Raw genomic sequence first — 16,624 nt, 5'->3', positions numbered from 1 at the left:
GTCTTTTTTTCATATAGGCCAGCCCTCCTGCTATTTACGGCAAAAGAACCGCCACTGATTACCGGACCCCGATTCGCGTTAAATGTATCTATGTATGCAACCGGAAAGCGAACCATGAAAATTACATTTACATTTTTCAGAATGAGGAATATAATGATTATAAAATTAAAGTTGCACAAGGGAAACTTTAGTGTGTGAAGACAAATTTTCGGCACAGAGACAACATTTCGTGTATATAGACAACTTGGGGTGTAAGGAGGATTTGACATGATCGAACAGACAGCTGTGGAGAGACGCAACATTATAAAGGCTAAACAAACTAAGGTTTCGGCACAGGCCGTATTAAATGGAGATGTAAAAGGGCTGAAGCGGCTGCTTCCGTTCCTCGGCCCGGCCTTCATTGCTTCAGTAGCATACCTTGACCCGGGCAATTTTGCCACCAATATTACGGCCGGCTCGAAATATGGTTACCTGCTGCTGTGGGTGATTGCCGCATCCAACCTGATGGCTGTGCTGATCCAGGCGTTATCCGCCAAGCTTGGTATTGCAACGGGCAAAAATCTGCCCGAGGTAGCCCGGGAGCAGTTTCCGAAGGGGGCAGCCATCTTTTTATGGATTCAAAGTGAGCTTGTCATCATTGCTACAGATTTGGCGGAGTTTATAGGAGCAGCGCTCGGACTGTATCTGCTGTTCGGAATTCCGATGCTGCCGGCTGCACTGATTACGGCTGCAGGATCATTCGCTATACTTGAGCTGCAGCGGCGCGGTTACCGCAGTCTGGAGGCCGGGATAGCCTCAATGGTGATGGTTGTAGTTCTGGCCTTTGCCTTTCAGGTCATTATGGCGAAGCCGGATGCCGGGGCCGTGGTGGCGGGAATCTTCACTCCGGCATTCCAGGGAGTGGACAGCGTGCTGCTGGCCGCAGGTATTCTCGGCGCAACTGTTATGCCGCACGCGATTTATCTCCATTCGTCGCTGACCCAGAGCCGGGTGGTGGGGGTAGACGAGAAGCAGAAGAAGCAGATTTTTAAATGGGAAATGATCGATATTGTCATTGCGATGGTGATCGCCGGTGCAGTGAATATGGCCATGGTTATTGTAGCTGCAGCCTTGTTCTTCAAAAACGGGCTGGTAGTCGAAGACCTGGATGTCGCCTTCGCACAATTCAGCAGCCTGGCCGGACCGGTTACGGCGATTGCCTTTGGTCTGGGTCTGCTGATCGCAGGCTTATCCAGCTCCTCTGTCGGCACCATGGCCGGAGATGTGGTTATGCAGGGCTTCATCAACAAGCGAATCAACCTGTACCTGCGGCGGGCGATTACGATCATTCCGCCGCTGGCGATCATCGCCTTCGGCATCAACGCCACCAGCGCGCTGGTTATGAGCCAGGTCGTGCTGTCGTTCGGGATTGCCTTTGCACTCATTCCGCTGGTCATCTTCACCAGCAACCGCAAGATAATGCACGGGCTGGTTAACCGCAGAATTACGACTATACTTGGCTGGATGATCTCGGCGCTGGTAGTCGCACTGAACCTGTTCCTGATCGTGGAGATGTTCGTCTAATTGATAGCTACCCCAAAAAAGCACCTTCAATCCCGCTTAGGCGGTTTTGAAGGTGCTTTTGCATCATCCGAAAATCTATTGCTTCACAATATCCTGCACCGCTTTATCCAGCTTCTCCAGCAGCTGGCCGCGGTCGATCTGCCCGCCGAGGTATTCCTGCATCGCAGCGCCGAAGCCCTGGGTTACGCCGTCAGGGAACATATCCCAGTTCCAGCCGAGTGCGGTAGCCGATTTCTCCTGGACGGCAACGGCAACCTGGCCGATGTCGGCAGCGTCAGCAGCGATGTTCGTTTCGGCCGGAATGAATTTGAATTCCTTGGTCAGATATTTCTGGCCGGTCTCCGAGGTAACAAGCCAGTTCAGGAAGGCTTTTGCTTCCTCCGGATGTGCGGATTTGCTGTTCACGATATAGTTGTTCGGTACGCCGACGAGGATCGTGCCTTCTTCATCATTGATCGGCAGCGGGAGGAGGCCCAGGTTCAGTGCCGGATCGATTTTATCGATGTCGCCCTGTGTCCAGTTGCCCTGCAGCATCATGGCTGCTTTGCCGGAGGCGAATTCGGCAACCTGTGTAGCATAGTCGGTCGTCATTTTGTTGTCCTGGGCGTTGTCGAAGATCACATCAACAAGATCCAGCCACTGCTCGAATACGGCATTGCCTTTGATTGTTTGCGTGCCTGCTTTGACATCCTCAATGAACGGCTTCGGATCAGGCTGGTGGGCCAGACCCACGTTAACGAGGTGAATCCCCATTGACCACCACTCATTGGTAGCTTCAAAAGGAGTGATTCCGGCAGCTTTGAGCTTGGCGGCAGCGTCCTTAAGCTGGGTCAGCGTTTTAGGCTCTTCGGTAATGCCGGCCTGTTCAAACAGATCCTTGTTATAAATAAGTCCGTAGCCCTCAACGTTCATCGGCATTCCGTACAGCTTACCGTCGACGGTGGCAGGAGCTTTGGCGGTTGGAATCAGATTGGCCGCCCAGGGCTGGTCGGACAAGTCGGTGGCGCGGTCCATGTAAGGGACCAGGGCGGTATAGCCGCCGTTGTTAAAGATTTCCGGTTCAGAGCCGGAAGCGATTTCAGCCTTCAGCAGAGCGCCGTAGTCTTCACCGCCGCCGTGCGTTTCCACTTCAACCTTCACGCCGGTTTCCTTCTCGTATTCTTCGGCCAGTGCATTCAGCTGCTCGGCAATTTCAACCTTGAACTGGAACATTTTGATTGTCACATCTTTGGCGGGAGCCGCCGTTGCTTCAGCCGCAGCTGTCTCTTTTGGCGTATTGACGGCAGCCCCGCCGTTGTCCGCATTATTGCTGCTGTTGTTGCCGCACCCCGCTACAATCAGAGTGCAAACGGTTGCCATAATCAACGCAAGCTTTCTTTTCATAGAATAACCTCCCTGGTCTGTGGTTCCTGCAACTAGATCGTATAGCATCCGGATGTTCACTTACACTTAATATTTTGCTCGAAAAAGTGGATATTGTTGCAGCCTGTGATTATGCACCCGGTTATCCCTTAACAGAGCCGGCGGTTACACCTTCCACAATATAACGCTGCAGCGACAGGAAGAACAGCAGAATCGGCATAATCGCCATTACCAGCCCCGCCAGCGCCAGATCCCACTTCTTCGTATACTGCCCGAAAAATTTTGTCACGGCCACCGGAAGGGTAGTCAGATCCTTATTGCCCCCGATTACCAGAACCGGCAGCAGATAGTCATTCCAGATCCATAACGTATTGAGAATAATGACGGTAACAATGATCGGCAGCAGGAGCGGGAACACAATCCGGAAAAAGACGCCGTAAGGATTCGAGCCGTCAACCCGGGCAGCCTCCTCAAGCTCATAAGGCACGCTTTTGATAAAACCGTGGAACAGGAAGACCGACAGCGGCATGCCGAAGCCGAGGTAACAGGCCACAATACCGTACAGCTCGCCGCGCAGCTCCAGTATACTGGTCACCCGGACCAGCTGCAGCATCAGGGACTGAAAGGGAATAATCATCGCCGATACCAGCAGCAGGAACACAAAGCTGTTGAACCGCGACGGTTTTCTGACAATCTGGTACGCCGCCATGGAGCTGAACATTACGATAAAGATGACGCTCAGCACCGTAATGGATAAAGAATTCCAGAACGCCTGCGGAAAATCAATCGCATCCCACACCTTGGCATAATTATCCCAGTGGTAAACGGCAGGGAAGGAAGCGGCATCGAGCAGGATTTCCTTGAGGCTTTTGACGGAATTGCTCAGCACCAGATAGAACGGCGACAGGAAGACGAGGGCCAGAAGAATAGCCGCGATCTCCAGAATAAAATTTTTTGGGCGGTATCTGCTGGTATCCATTAAGCCGACACCTCTTTCCGTTTGGTCACCCATACCTGGGTAACGGTAATCAGCGACACAGCTACGAAGAACAGCAATGCCTTGGCAGTGCCGAGCCCGTAACGGTTGTTAATCAGCGCTTCCGCATAAATGTTATAGGCCAGCGACTGCGTAGAGGTTCCCGGTCCGCCTTTGGTCAGCGAGAGATTGAGGTCGAACATTTTAAAGGCATTGGAGGTGGTCAGGAACAGGCAGATAGTAATGGCCGGCATGATCAAAGGAACATAGACGCTTCTGAACAGCTGCGGGGCGCGGGCGCCGTCAATCCGGGCTGCTTCAATCAGGTCCTTCGGAATCCCGGCAAGTGCAGCGATATAAATGACCATCATATAGCCGGCGGTCTGCCAGACAAATACGATGACGAGTCCCCAGAAGCCGGTGCCCGGTGTGCCCAGCCAAGGGAGCTGAAAGAACGAAATGCCGGTGATCTCCCCGATCGTGGCGAAGCCTTTGGTGAAAATAAACTGCCAGATGTAGCCCAGCAGAATACCGCCGATCACGTTTGGCATGAAAAAGATCGTCCGCAGCATCTTCTTGGTCTTCAGCGTGGTCATCAGCAGAAAAGCCAGCAGCAGCGCCAGCGCATTGGCTGCCACTACGGATACAACCGTGAAGCGCAGGGTGAAGAGCAGGGATTCCCAGAACTTGTCGTCATTCAAAAAAATCCGTTTCCAGTTGGCCGCGCCGGTCCAGACCGCTTTGTCCAGATCGAGCCCGTTCCAGTCCGTGGAAGAGTAGTAAAAGCCGAGGAAGAAGGGGGTGACCACAATGGTCAGGAAGAAGAGCAGGCACGGTCCAAGGAACACGATTTGCTGGCCCCAGCCTCTTTGAAGCCGCAGAGCTTTTCTCATATGGAATCTCCTTTGTGTAGTTTTTCTAACGGTTCACGACTCCATTATAGAAAGCCTCCGCCGGCTTCAACACTCAATTTGATGCTTAGAAAAGTGGATTATATTGCAGCACGCCCCTTTAGGGCCGGAAAAAATTCATAGTAGCGCTGCGCACGAAACTCGGTGTATGCTGTCGTTGCGAAGATTGAATACACTCAAATGATAGCGTTCACAAAAGAAAACGGATGTCCGAACACTTATCGGGAGGCCCTTCATGTTCAAAGATAAGAAAGTATATATTTCACGCAATCCTTTATTCTTATCTTTCTCGCAGAAACGGATACCGTCCTGTTTAGGACGGCGTAGCCGTTTCTACTTGAAAAACAGTATCCGCACCCGGCTGATGGCGCTTGTGCTGCTGGCCTCCGTGATTCCGTCGGGAATCTCGGTTACGTTCTCCTATCTCTATACCAAGCAGTCGGTGACGGAGCAGTCCGTAAAACAGAATACAAAGCTGCTGACCCTCGGAGAGGGCAATCTCAGCAGCTATTTCAGCGGGATGAACCAGCGGGCGATGTCGCTGTACAGCGGAATCAATGTGCCGAGCTCCTTTTATACTACGCTGCTTACGGCCAAAGCTCCGGAGGATCTGCCGGAAGGTACGGCTGCGCCGGATACGCGGGCGGTTATATCAACCCAGCTGTACAATCTGTTCCTCTCCGATCAGAATACATTCCAGATTCACCTGTATGTCCGGGCATCCCGGCAGTCCAATCTGCTCCTTGGCGGGCTGTTCCGCCGTGAGTCCGGCAGGTATGTGCCTTCGGCTGTTCCGGGCGGAACCTACCGGCCGTTTCTGGAGGTAACCCATATGGATCACCAGTACGGGATGAAATCCGGCTTTCCGAATTTAAAATCAGGGACGGTGCCGGTTTTTACGGCTCATTTTCCGCTATACCGTGCGCCCAGCGCCGATGTGCTGGCTGACCTGTCGGTCGACTTCCGGCTGGACGAATTGGAGGGGATCGCGAGGTCCATGTATAATTCCGGTACGGAACGCCTTTATGTGCTGAATGAGCAGGGGCAGGCACTGTATTCATCTGATCCGGAATGGATCGGGGAGCGGGTGACCGCGGGCTGGAGCCGGCTTCCGCAGGACAGTGAAAGCGGCCATTTCAGCTGGAAAAAGGACGGGTTTGCAGGGATTGTAATGTACCGGCATATCGATGCCCCCTTGTTCAAGGGGAGCATTATCAAGCTGGTGCCATACGGGGACTTGTACGCCGATGCAAGGGTCATTACCAGATTCACTACCGGAATAGGCGTATTGTTTCTGATTCTGGGAGGTATCGTTGCAGTTGTGATTTCCATCGGCTTCACAAGACCGATCAAGAAGCTGATTGCCTTCACCCAGAAGGTGCAGATCGGCCAGCTGGATGCGCATGTGGAAGCCGAGAGCGAGGATGAATTTGGTCTGTTGACCCGCAAAATTACCGGCATGACCCGCACCATCAATGATCTGATCGTCAAGGAATATAAGCTGGAGCTGGCCAACAAAACCAATCAGCTGAAGGCGCTGCAAGCCCAGGTCAACCCCCACTTCCTGTACAATGCCCTGCAGTCGATAGCCAGCCTGTCCCTGCGCTACAATGCGCCGAAGGTGTATGATCTTATCTACTCGCTCGGCAGCATGATGCGGTATTCGATGAACACGGAGCGGACGCAGGTGCCGCTGCGCGACGAGCTGGAGCATGTGCAGAACTATGTCATTCTGCAGACTGAACGCTTTGGCGAAGAGAATCTGCGGCTGGATATCGATACCGATGAAGCTGTTTTAGAGGTTATCGTGCCGAAGATGATCCTGCAGCCGATCGTCGAAAATATTTTCAAGCACGGCTTCGCGGATGGAATCCGCGAAGCGGTGATTACCATTTCCTGCACGCTTGATAACCAGGGCAGGCTGATGCTTGCCGTTAAGGATAACGGCAAGGGGATTGCGGAGGCGAGGCTGGAGGAAATCGCCGCAGGGCTGGCGCACAGCGGCGGTATTGAGCATGAGACGATCGGCCTGTCCAACGTGCTGGCCCGGCTGCGGCTGCAGATGAGCGGCGGGGCTGAGCTGCAGTTGCACAGCGAAGAGGGCCAGGGGGTGACGGTTACCCTGCTGATTCCCCTGGAGAGCTGAACCATGACATACACAAAGGAGCGGGAGACGATGAAGGTACTTATCGTAGATGATGAGAAGCATGTGCGGGAGGCGATCCGCTATTTTGTGCCTTGGGAGAAGCATCAGATTGACGGCATCTTTGAGGCAACGAACGGGCAGGAAGCGATGCAGATTATGCAGGAGCAGCAGCCGGCAGTTGTGTTCACCGATATGCGGATGCCGCTGATGGATGGTGCAGAGCTGCTGGAATGGCTGCACGGGCATTATCCGGAGACCAAGACGATTGTGATCAGCGGCTATCAGGATTTCAACTATGTGAAGCCGGCAATTGTCTACGGCGGGACGGATTACCTGCTTAAGCCCCTTAACAGCAGGCAGCTGATCGACGCGGCAGAGCATGCCTTCAAGCTGTGGCGGGAGGAGGAGGCAGAGCGGCAGCAGACCCGCAGCCGGAATATACAGCTGAATGTGCTTCGGCCGCTCTACTGGGACAAAATGCTCTCGGACCTGGTGGCCGGCCACGCATCCTTTAAGGAACTGAAGCCAGCGCTGCACGAAGAGCTGGGTATGCCGGAGCATGCGGCGGGCTGCCGGGCTGCCGTTATCTCGCTGCAGCACAGTGACTGCCGGCTGCTTCAGCGGTTCCACGGCGATGTCGGGCTGACCTCCTTCGTGCTGGCCAATGTCTGTAACGAGGTTATCACTGCCGAGCGGTGCGGGTTCGCTTTCCGCAGCTGGCAGGCGGGTGCAGATATTGTGATGCTGTTCTGGGCCGGCGTGGCGGAAGCAGAAGCGGGGCTGCAGCGCATCAATGCGTCGGTCAGACAAGCTTACGGCGTACAAATCGATATCGGGCTTAGCCGGGTTTGCGCTTTTCCGGAAGGCCTGCAGTCTGCTTTCCGCCAGGCGCGGGAAGGGCTGAATGAACGCAATCTGCTGCAGCGCGAAGGACGGATTCACCTGTACAGGGAACAGCAGGGGGATAGTGGATCTGAAAAAGACTACGTCCTGGATACCTTGTCCGATAAGCTCGGAATAGCTGTATTATCCGGTGATATGGAGCGGATGGAGCGGGTTATTGCCGAGTGGGGAGACCGGCTGGGCGGGCTGCCTGTGCTGACAGAGAGCAGCCTCATGCGCCATCAGGAAGCGCTGTGTGCTGTCCTGCAGCGCTGGCGGCCGGAAGCGGAAATCCGCTTTGAATCCTGCTATGACGAAGAAGGACTCTTCTCGGTCCGGAATTGGCAGAATCAGTTTAAGGCCGTGCTGCAGCGGCTGTCCCAGGGAAGCAGCCAGGCCCCGGACAGCCGGCTTGTGCAGGATATCAGGGATTATCTGGAGCAGAACTATGCCCGTGATATGACGCTGCAGCATATTGCCGAGCGCTTCTTCATCAGCCGTGAGAATGTATCGCGCAAGTTCAAGCAGATCAGCGGCGAGAACCTGTCGGATTATTTAACGAATCTGAGAATCAGTAAGGCCAAGACGCTGCTGCATAATACGGGCCTGCGGCTGTCGCAGATCTCCGAGCTGGTCGGCTATGAGGATGAGAAGTATTTCAGCCGTGTTTTCAAAAAAGCCACCGGCCTGACGCCGCGCGAATACCGCAAGCAGTAAGCTGCTTGCGGTCAGATTGTCGAGAAACCCAGGTCTTTTAAAGATCCTGGGTTTCTTTTGTATTTCAATAACGACCTGCGAATGGGAGGACTAGGGGGTTAACCCCGTTTTTCCCGGCGATCCAGGTGGATCGCTATCTTCTTCATGTTCTGCACAGCTGCCGTCATCAACGCTTGTTCTCTGACATTCGGGAGTCCGCGCAACCGGCAATAGCGAAACCCGTGGAGCTCTTTAGCATCCGCGAAGCTTCGCTCAATGGTTTCTTTTCGTTTGCGGTACAACTGCTTGCCTGACTTGCTGAGCCGGTTGTTCCGGACCCAATCCTTGCTGTCCTCCCAGACATGTCGGGTTACCACTTTTCGGTGGTTTTTGGACTGCGTACACTGGTTTAAAAATGGACACCTTTTACATTGCTCCGGATCTGACGCATACTGCTGGTAGCCTTTGCGGTCCGTTGTGCGGTATTTCAGTTCTTGTCCGGCCGGACAGACGTACATTTCTTGTTCAGCGTTAAACGAAAATTTCCATTTTGGAAACAGTCCTTGCTTGGAATGAAACCTCCGGTGAGCAATAACGGCAAAGATCTTTCGGCTTTGTAACCCGCGGCAAATTGGCGTTGTTAAATACCCTGAATCTAGCGCAATAGCTTCCACTTCAAAACCAAAACGTTTCTGCTGGCGGTCCAAACGTGACAAATACGGCACGGAATCATGGACATTTCCGGGCGTGACATGGACATCCGTAATGAGATTGTATTTCATATCTACCGTCCGGTCGTCCAGATAAAAAAATCCTTCCGGTTTTCCGTCACGGATCATGTATCCACTATCGGGGTCGGTCTTGCTCACTTTAATTTCTTTTTCTTCGTTCACTTCCTCTCTAGGTTTCAGGGCTTTTTTCCATGGCTCTTCCGGTCTGCCTCTACGGCAGCGTTGAGCTCGTCCACATAATCCTTGGCGTTTTGCAGTACCTGTTGTTTAGTGTATTGGTGTTTATTGGCATTCGCCTTAACGTGAGTAGAGTCCGAGACAAGGACACGGCCGCCCACCATCCGATGCGAAATCGCCTGTAGAACAATCTCATCGAAGATATCCTGAAAAATGTTCGTATCTTTAAAGCGGGTTCGCCGATTCCAGCTTATGGTGGAGTGGTCTGGAACCTTGTCGGTTAGCCCGAGCCCAAGAAACCAGCGGTAAGCTAAATTGGTTTGGACCTCTCGTTCTAACTGGCGTTCGGAACGAATGCCGTAGAAGTACCCCAGGAAAATCATCTTAAATAGCACGACTGGATCAATCGCAGGGCGTCCGTTATCCGAGCAGTACAGGGGTCTAACTTTCTCATCGATAAACGAAAAATCAATATATTTATCTACCTTGCGAAGCAAGTGGTCTTGAGGGACTAAATCTTCGATGGAAACAAATTCGTAAGCTTGTTGCTTTTCTCGATTGGAACGCAGCATGCTGACACACCATCCGTTCTATAAATAGTTACCTATATTATACAACATTAACGCGGTGTCGTATGAAATCAAAATCACATGAAGAAGGCTGTCAAGACTTTCTCGACAGCCTGACCGCAAGCAGTAAGCTGCTTGCGGTATTGTTTTGCTATGGATTATCTGAAATAATCGGCCAGCCCTTCGGCAATGGCCTTGGCGGCCTTTTTCTGATAGCTGGAGGTGCGGACAATCGCTTCGTCGTAAGGATTGCTGAGGAATCCCAGCTCCACGAGAGCTGCCGGGATCGTGTTCTCCCGCAGAATATGATAATTGCCATAGGACAATCCGTTGCTCTTGAGCCCGATTCCCTGCCCCAGCCGGTTCTCGATCGCCCGGGCCAGCCGCAGGTCATCCGATTCCGAATAGAAGAAGGTCAGCGTTCCCGATACATTCTTCGGCGAAGAATTGTAATGAATGCTGACAAAAGCATCTGCACCCGCCGAATGACCGATCTGCACCCTCCGGGCTAGTGTAGGCTTCTGGCTTGCTGTTGTCCGTGTCATTCGGACCTCTGCGCCCTTGGCTGTGAGGTAATCCCGCACGTAAAAGGCTGTCTGCAGCGTCAAATCCTTCTCCATTGTGTTATAAGTAGTACCCAGCATGCCAGGATCGCTGCCGCCGTGTCCGGCATCAATAACGATCAGCTTGCCGCCGATCCTGCTTGCTCCCTTGGAGCTTGCGCTTGTGGCCGATGCCGTGGTCACTCCGCTTGAGGAGCCCCCGGCGGAAAGGTACTGGTCCGATACCCAGCCGACTTCACCTGCGGATGTGCGGATGCGTGCCCAGCCGTCCTGGCGGGCCAATAGGGTGACCTTATCTTTGGCCTTCAGCGAGCCTACTACGGCGTAGCCGGTCCCCGGGCCTCCCCTGATCCGCAGGGAATCAGCGGTCACTGTTGCCGTACCGCTGCCGGAGGAGGATTTGGCCTGTGAGACGGAGGAAGAGGCTGCTGGTGAAGCTGAACTGCCCTCCGTCTTCTTGAGATAGTACCCGGCTACCCAGCCGGTGAGCGAACCGGAGCGCACCTTCATCCAGCCGTGCTGCTCATCGGTTACCGTAACGGTTGCACCGTTTTTCAAAGAACCGACAGCAGAAGCCCCTGCGGCCGGCTCGCTCCGCACAGTAAGGGAACTGGCGTATACCTTGGCAGTATAAGACGCCAGAGCGTCCGCCTGGCTGCCTGTAAGCAGGGCACCGGTTACGATGCCGGCCAGCAGTATTGCTTTATGTATGCTTTTGATCATATGAAGCCTCGTTTCCCCGGGTAATTAAAAACCTATTACCCGTTTCATCGGCAGAGGAACAGAATTTGCTTAAAAACTTAAGAAAATGAGGCTCTGTTCCTAGATGGAAAGCGGATGTATAATTATTACAGATCGGGGAAAATAACAAAGGAGCGCATCCGTGACCAGACCAAAACTATTCATTGGATCATCGAGAGAATCCATCCGTTATGCAAGGGCGATACATGAGCAGCTGAAGCGTGAGGCCCAGGTTACCCCCTGGTATGCCAATGCCTTCCGAGCGAACGAATATACGATGGAATCGCTGGAGCGGCATCTGGACGAAAGTGATTTTGCCGTATTTGTCTTCTCGCCGGATGATGTGGCCCTGATCCGCGGTAAATATTATTATGTGACCCGGGATAATACACAGTTTGAAATGGGGCTGTTCTGGGCCCGGCTGCGCCGCAGCCGTGTATTCTGTCTGCTGCCGGACCGGATCCAGCCGCGCAGTGATCTGATTCCCGGCACTAATGTGGAGGAATATCATCTGCTGTCGGATCTGGCGGGACTTACGCCGCTGGAATATGAATGGCAGCATGACAATCCGGTAGCGGCAGTCGATGTCAGCTGCGGGAAGATCATCGACTTGATTCAAGAACAGGGAAGCTACCGTGATCCGCAGAAGGAACTTGCGCAGCTGACGCTTGAACTCAGGCGGAAAGAAAGTATCCTTCATTTCTTTTGGCAATATAATAGTAATGTGGCCGGACCTGAGGCAGCTGAGAAATATCAGGCGCTCAGCGAGGCTGTCCGCAACTCCTTCGTGCCGCCGGAGCAGTGCCGGGTGATTGGCGCCGCCTTGTGGCGGGCCAGCGGGGAGGAAGGGCTGAAGCAGGTCGGCGGCAATGTAGGCCGCGGGCATGTCTATCCGTTTGCGCCGGATGAAGAGAATCAGGATAAACGGCCCGGAGTGATGGATGCCTTTTTGCGCCGGGAATGGACCTTTTTTCAGCGGACGGAAGTTGCAGAGGTCTATATCCTATGCTATCCTTTAGGTGAAAAGCATGTCCTTTCTGTCCATTTTTCGGGCAACGACGGGCTGTCGGCCGAGGATTTGAAGGCAGCCGTCAGGTATAACCGCGATTTGTTCCGTACCGTCAATCATTTAGTGGGAGGGGACTAGAGCATGAAGAACATGAAGGGTGTAGTCAGTCTTTCTGGCGCTGTCCGCCGGTCCGCAGGCGGGAGCTCAGGCACAAGCCGCAGCAGAGGCAGGAAGAACGGCGGCCGTACCGCCAGACCGTCTGCAGCGTCCGATCACGTGTACCTCGCACCGTCCGTAAACGGCGGGGATGAGGAGTACAAGAAGCTGGTCAGCGGCAAGGTCGATAACAAGAAGCCATCATTCGCTTAAATTCAGTCAGTTAAACCCCAGTTGGCCAGTTCAGGCTCCCGGTGATCCGGGGCCTTTTTTTGATTTGTGGAGGACCAGCCAGTCCCGCCTGGCCCGGCAGGCCGAAAAAGCCAAAATCAAAGGCATTTATGCCTTTGAATCGGCTCAGCCAGCCGAAAAAGCCAAAATCAAAGGCATTTATGCCTTTGAATCGGCCCGTCAGGCCGGAAAAGCCAAAATCAAAGGCACTTTTGCCTTTGAATCGGCCCGGCAGGCCGAAAAAGCCAAAATCAAAGGCATTTATGCCTTTGAATCGGCCCGGCAGGCCGAAAAAGCCAAAATCAAAGGCATTTATGCCTTTGAATCGGCCCGGCAGGCCGAAAAAGCCAAAATCAAAGGCATTTATGCCTTTGAATCGGCCCGGCACGCCTTTGATCGGCCTAACTAAGCCGCCGCATTGCTTCATCGGCGGCAAGATCCGGTGTTCCACCGGAGCTCTCCTTATTCCGCGTGCCTGAGTGCTTCCGCCGCGCCGCCCGGATCAGTCCCGAGCCGGTCAGTGTAATGACCGCCAGCAGCCCGAACACAGGCCAGGCCGCCTGGAAACCGAACAGCCCCAGCAGACCTCCCCCGACAAGCGGGCCGCTGATTGTCCCCAGCTTCACAATCTCCGTACAGCCGAAGTACAGGCCTTTATTTTCCGCAGAGGACAGCTCATCCACCAGGGCATCAAACCGTGCGCCGATCAGCAGCTCACCCAGACTGAATACGACAATGAATAAGAGCAGCGGAAGGTAAGCAGCAGGAAAAAGAAAGAACAGAAAGCTGAGTCCGATCAGCAGATTGCTGAGCAGCACCACGTTGAACGGATTCCAGCCGGATATCAGGCGCAGCACAGCAAACTGGGCAGCGAGGATCACAATAGCGTTCGCCGACAGCAGGATGGAGTATAAGCGGGTACCGTCCGCAAGCATAGCGGTGTTCGACAGAAACTGGGAGACCGTTCCGTTCAGCTGCGAATAGCCGAAGTAGGAAAAGCTCATGCCTGCGACCAGCAGCAGGTATACATAATCTTTGCGGATCACGGAGAGGGCCTGCAGGCTGCGGACGCTTTTGACCGGAACGTAAACAGGGGAATTAGCGGCAGAAGAAGCATTGCGGAAAAATAATTTGGTGGAAGCCCCATACAGAATATACATGCTGCCGAGGATAACGTAGGGGAACAGGGTCATTTTCATATTGAACAGCAGGCTGAGCAGAGGTCCGGCAAAACAGCCCGCGTTAATCGCCGTGTACCGCAGATTGAATACAAGCAGACGGTGCTCCGGGAGGGATTCAGAGGACAGCATCTTTTTGCTGGCTGGTTCAAAGAGCGAGTAACACAGGCCGTTCAGGGCGTTCAGCACCAGGAAGCTCCAGAAGCCGCCGGCAAAATAAAAAAGAATAAACACTGTTCCCCAGACGAGGGGCGTGTACAGGAGGATTTTGTGGAGCGGAAGTTTATCGGCGAGCGCCCCGCCCAGCCAGCTGAAGGCTACACCCGCCAGCGGATTAACCGCGAGGATCAGGCTGGTGAGCAGGAGCGGAATGTGCTTTTGACTCATCAGAAAAATCGACAGATAAGGGACGCTCATGAACAGGGCTGTTCTCGTAAAAAGAGTCCCCGCCAGTATGTTCCACACCCTGCTGTTCAGCTGCCGTGCTGCACGTAAATTCATCGTTACTTTCCCCCTGGAATGTGTATTTTCTTTGCGCCGAGTGTAGCATATAATGGAAAATATTCTTGGAAAATGTGCCGGATACTCACACAGAGGTGGAGGGGATTAACGATGCTTCTCGGTAAAACGATCGCGCAGATCCGCAGGTCAAAAGGAATTAACCAGGCCGTACTGGCCGGCGGCATCATGAGCCGCTCCAACCTTTCCCGCTTTGAAGGGGGACGTTATTACCCTGGATACGATAAGCTGATTCTGCTGCTGGACAAGCTGGAGATGTCGCTGGAGGAGCTGCTGTTTCTGCATCAGGACAATGCTCCGCAGGTGAAGCGGACGCTGCATCTGAGCCTGACCGAGGCAGGCAACCGCTACGATTTTGACCGGCTTAGGGCAGTCAGCCGGGAGTGCCGGTTCATGTACGAATCAACACAGACGGAGGCCTATTACCACCTGTATCTGCTCGGACAAGGTGTGCTGATCCAGCATCAGCAGGCGGACGAAATCAGGACACTGCCTGAAATTGCAGCTTACATCAAACCGTATCTGCTTGGTGTGGACAGATGGTACCTGTACGAGTTCAAGCTGCTGAACAATTTTCTGTTCACGCTCAGCAGCGGAGATGCGGTTTTTTTCGGCCTCAGGGGAGCGAAGGAGTTTGAACGATATCAGTCTTTTCCTGAGAGCAGGACAGTCCAGCAGCATTTGCTGCAGAATCTCTCCATTCTGTGCCTGAAGGAGCGCAATTATGAGCAGAGCCTGCTGTTTCTTGAGCAAGCACTGCCGTTGGCCGACAAAACCCATCTGCTGTACGATAAAATCATTACTTTGATCTATTACGAGCTTGCCTTGCTATGCCTGAAGCGGAAGGACAGCAAAGCTCAAATGAAATTCTATCTGAATATCCTCAGAGAGCTTGAATTCGAAGACAGTTACGAGGCTATGCTCAAGGTGTGCCGTGGACATCTGGGGAAGGGCTGGTAGTGACCGGTGAGCAGTAATGTGCTATTACGCAAAAAGAAAAGCTGCACCGTCCACATGGAGTGGACAGTGCAGCTTTTTGGTCTGTTATTGCGGGGGCCGGAGCGGGAATCAATGCTCGGAAGGCGATGCTGCTGCGCTGCTTTTTTTGGCGATTTCCCGGCGCACAACCGGAGCAACCTCAGTAGCAAGCAATTCTATGGCTGTAGCCACCTTGCTGTATGGAAGTCCGCCGATGTCGAGCTGGGTCATAAAACGGTTATGGCCGAACAGCTCATGCTGGTAGAGAATCTTCTCGATAATCTGCTGCGGGCTGCCGACAGCCAGTGTATTGACCGGGGAGACGAAGCGCCCGAAATCGCTGCGCGTCACCCGGTATTCCTGGCCCGGCTGCGGGCTGATGGCGTTGCGGTAGCTGTAATAGTAAGGGTAGTATTCATCGACCGCCTGCTGTGAGGTCTTGGCAATGTAGCCGTGGCTGGTGATGGCGATCTTCAGGTCTTCGGCAGCATGTCCGGCTTCGGCCCCGCTGCGGCGGTAGGTCGCGGCAAGGTTCTGGAACGGCTCCGGGCTGCCGCTGAGAATGGCAATGGCCATGCCAATGCCCAGCCGTCCGGCTTGCTCGGCGCTTTCGGGAGAGCCGCCGATGCCGACCCAGAGCGGAAGCTTCGGCTGCAGGGGACGCGGGGCAATCTCCGCATTCTTCAGCGGTGAGCGGAAGGAGCCGTTCCAGCTCACGATCTCATGCTTGTTCAGCTCCAGCAGCAGCTCCAGATTTTCGGCGAACAGCTTCTTGTAGTCCTCCAGATCATATCCGAACAGCGGGAAGGACTCGAGAAAAGCCCCGCGTCCGTTAATAATTTCCGCCCGTCCGCCGGACAGCAGATCCAGTGTCGCGAAGTCCTCGAAGATCCGCACCGGGTCAGCGGTGCTGAGCACAGTGGTCGCACTGGTCAGCTTGATCCGTTTGGTCACCTGGGCAATCGCAGCAAGCACAACCGGCATAGAAGAGATGACAAAGTCCAGCCGGTGATGCTCCCCGACACCAAAGACGTCGAGGCCGGCTTCATCCGCAAGCTTGGCTGCCTCAATGACCTCCTGCAGCCGCTGCTGCGGGCTGATCCGCTGCCCGGTATGGCAGTCTGTCACCAGGTCGCCCAGTGTATAGATGCCGAACTCAAATGCCGGAGCAGTTTCCGGCTTCACATGATTAATAGTAGTCATAAATAGAGACTCCTTATCCCTCGAAATAGTTAG

At 53.8% G+C, this 16,624-nt stretch carries 14 protein-coding genes; 7 read left to right on the top strand and 7 right to left on the bottom strand.

What is annotated here, in order from left to right; genetic code table 11:
• The first annotated feature begins 267 nt into the window (after positions 1 to 267).
• Positions 268 to 1,563 carry an Nramp family divalent metal transporter gene (locus tag AC4G46_RS28525; protein ID WP_491125646.1) on the top strand — a complete coding sequence of 432 codons (1,296 nt, stop codon included), beginning with the start codon at positions 268 to 270 and terminating at the stop codon, positions 1,561 to 1,563.
• A 75-nt stretch (positions 1,564 to 1,638) separates the two neighbouring features.
• On the opposite strand, the gene AC4G46_RS28520 is transcribed toward AC4G46_RS28525, so the two are convergent.
• The 3 genes from AC4G46_RS28520 to AC4G46_RS28510 all read right to left on the bottom strand — a co-directional run bounded on the left by AC4G46_RS28520 (position 1,639) and on the right by AC4G46_RS28510 (position 4,794).
• Positions 1,639 to 2,946 (bottom strand): ABC transporter substrate-binding protein, encoded by a 1,308-nt coding sequence (locus AC4G46_RS28520; protein WP_491125645.1) that lies wholly within the window; start codon positions 2,944 to 2,946, stop codon positions 1,639 to 1,641.
• A gap of 121 nt (positions 2,947 to 3,067) precedes the next feature.
• Positions 3,068 to 3,904 carry a carbohydrate ABC transporter permease gene (locus tag AC4G46_RS28515; RefSeq protein WP_491125644.1) on the bottom strand — a complete coding sequence of 279 codons (837 nt, stop codon included), beginning with the start codon at positions 3,902 to 3,904 and terminating at the stop codon, positions 3,068 to 3,070.
• Positions 3,904 to 4,794 carry a carbohydrate ABC transporter permease gene (locus AC4G46_RS28510; RefSeq protein ID WP_491125643.1) on the bottom strand — a complete coding sequence of 297 codons (891 nt, stop codon included), beginning with the start codon at positions 4,792 to 4,794 and terminating at the stop codon, positions 3,904 to 3,906. The genes AC4G46_RS28515 and AC4G46_RS28510 overlap by 1 nt, the downstream gene beginning before the upstream one ends.
• Positions 4,795 to 5,149: 355 nt before the next feature.
• On the opposite strand from AC4G46_RS28510, the gene AC4G46_RS28505 reads away from it, so the two are divergent.
• Both AC4G46_RS28505 and AC4G46_RS28500 read left to right on the top strand, forming a co-directional pair.
• Positions 5,150 to 6,958 (top strand): sensor histidine kinase, encoded by a 1,809-nt coding sequence (locus AC4G46_RS28505; protein WP_491125642.1) that lies wholly within the window; start codon positions 5,150 to 5,152, stop codon positions 6,956 to 6,958.
• Between the two features lie 3 nt (positions 6,959 to 6,961).
• On the top strand, positions 6,962 to 8,557 hold the full coding sequence (locus AC4G46_RS28500) for a response regulator (protein ID WP_491125641.1): 1,596 nt from the start codon (positions 6,962 to 6,964) through the stop codon (positions 8,555 to 8,557).
• Between the two features lie 98 nt (positions 8,558 to 8,655).
• Here AC4G46_RS28500 and AC4G46_RS28495 read toward each other — a convergent pair.
• Both AC4G46_RS28495 and AC4G46_RS28490 read right to left on the bottom strand, forming a co-directional pair.
• Positions 8,656 to 10,016, bottom strand: a protein-coding gene (locus AC4G46_RS28495; RefSeq protein WP_491125640.1) for an IS1182 family transposase whose coding sequence is annotated in 2 segments (ribosomal slippage) — positions 8,656 to 9,446 and positions 9,446 to 10,016 — 1,362 coding nt in all. Because the reading frame shifts where the segments join, the coding sequence is not laid out codon by codon here.
• Between the two features lie 155 nt (positions 10,017 to 10,171).
• The gene (locus AC4G46_RS28490) at positions 10,172 to 11,299 is read right to left on the bottom strand and encodes an N-acetylmuramoyl-L-alanine amidase family protein (protein WP_491125639.1); all 1,128 of its coding nucleotides are present in this window, start codon (positions 11,297 to 11,299) and stop codon (positions 10,172 to 10,174) included.
• 160 nt (positions 11,300 to 11,459) lie between these two features.
• On the opposite strand from AC4G46_RS28490, the gene AC4G46_RS28485 reads away from it, so the two are divergent.
• From AC4G46_RS28485 to AC4G46_RS28475, 3 genes are all read left to right on the top strand, one after another.
• The gene (locus tag AC4G46_RS28485; protein ID WP_491125638.1) at positions 11,460 to 12,464 is read left to right on the top strand and encodes a TIR domain-containing protein; all 1,005 of its coding nucleotides are present in this window, start codon (positions 11,460 to 11,462) and stop codon (positions 12,462 to 12,464) included.
• Positions 12,465 to 12,467: 3 nt separating this feature from the next.
• On the top strand, positions 12,468 to 12,695 hold the full coding sequence (locus AC4G46_RS28480; protein WP_068727951.1) for a hypothetical protein: 228 nt from the start codon (positions 12,468 to 12,470) through the stop codon (positions 12,693 to 12,695).
• Positions 12,696 to 12,759: 64 nt separating this feature from the next.
• Positions 12,760 to 13,122 (top strand): hypothetical protein, encoded by a 363-nt coding sequence (locus AC4G46_RS28475; RefSeq protein ID WP_491125637.1) that lies wholly within the window; start codon positions 12,760 to 12,762, stop codon positions 13,120 to 13,122.
• Here the strand turns inward: AC4G46_RS28475 and AC4G46_RS28470 are convergent.
• Positions 13,115 to 14,392, bottom strand: a complete 1,278-nt coding sequence (locus AC4G46_RS28470; protein WP_491125636.1) for an MFS transporter — start codon at positions 14,390 to 14,392, stop codon at positions 13,115 to 13,117. The genes AC4G46_RS28475 and AC4G46_RS28470 overlap by 8 nt on opposite strands.
• A 111-nt stretch (positions 14,393 to 14,503) precedes the next feature.
• On the opposite strand from AC4G46_RS28470, the gene AC4G46_RS28465 reads away from it, so the two are divergent.
• Positions 14,504 to 15,370, top strand: coding sequence for a helix-turn-helix domain-containing protein (locus AC4G46_RS28465; protein ID WP_491125635.1), 867 nt, complete (start codon positions 14,504 to 14,506; stop codon positions 15,368 to 15,370).
• Positions 15,371 to 15,478: 108 nt separating this feature from the next.
• Here the strand turns inward: AC4G46_RS28465 and AC4G46_RS28460 are convergent, their stop codons facing one another.
• A complete protein-coding gene (locus AC4G46_RS28460) occupies positions 15,479 to 16,591 on the bottom strand; it encodes an LLM class flavin-dependent oxidoreductase (RefSeq protein WP_491125634.1) in 1,113 nt (370 codons plus the stop codon).
• Positions 16,592 to 16,624: the final 33 nt, after the last annotated feature.

Source organism: Paenibacillus sp. fava2 (genome assembly GCF_058313675.1).
Note: the sequence above shows the minus strand (reverse complement) of the source record. Positions and strands in the feature narration are given on the sequence as shown.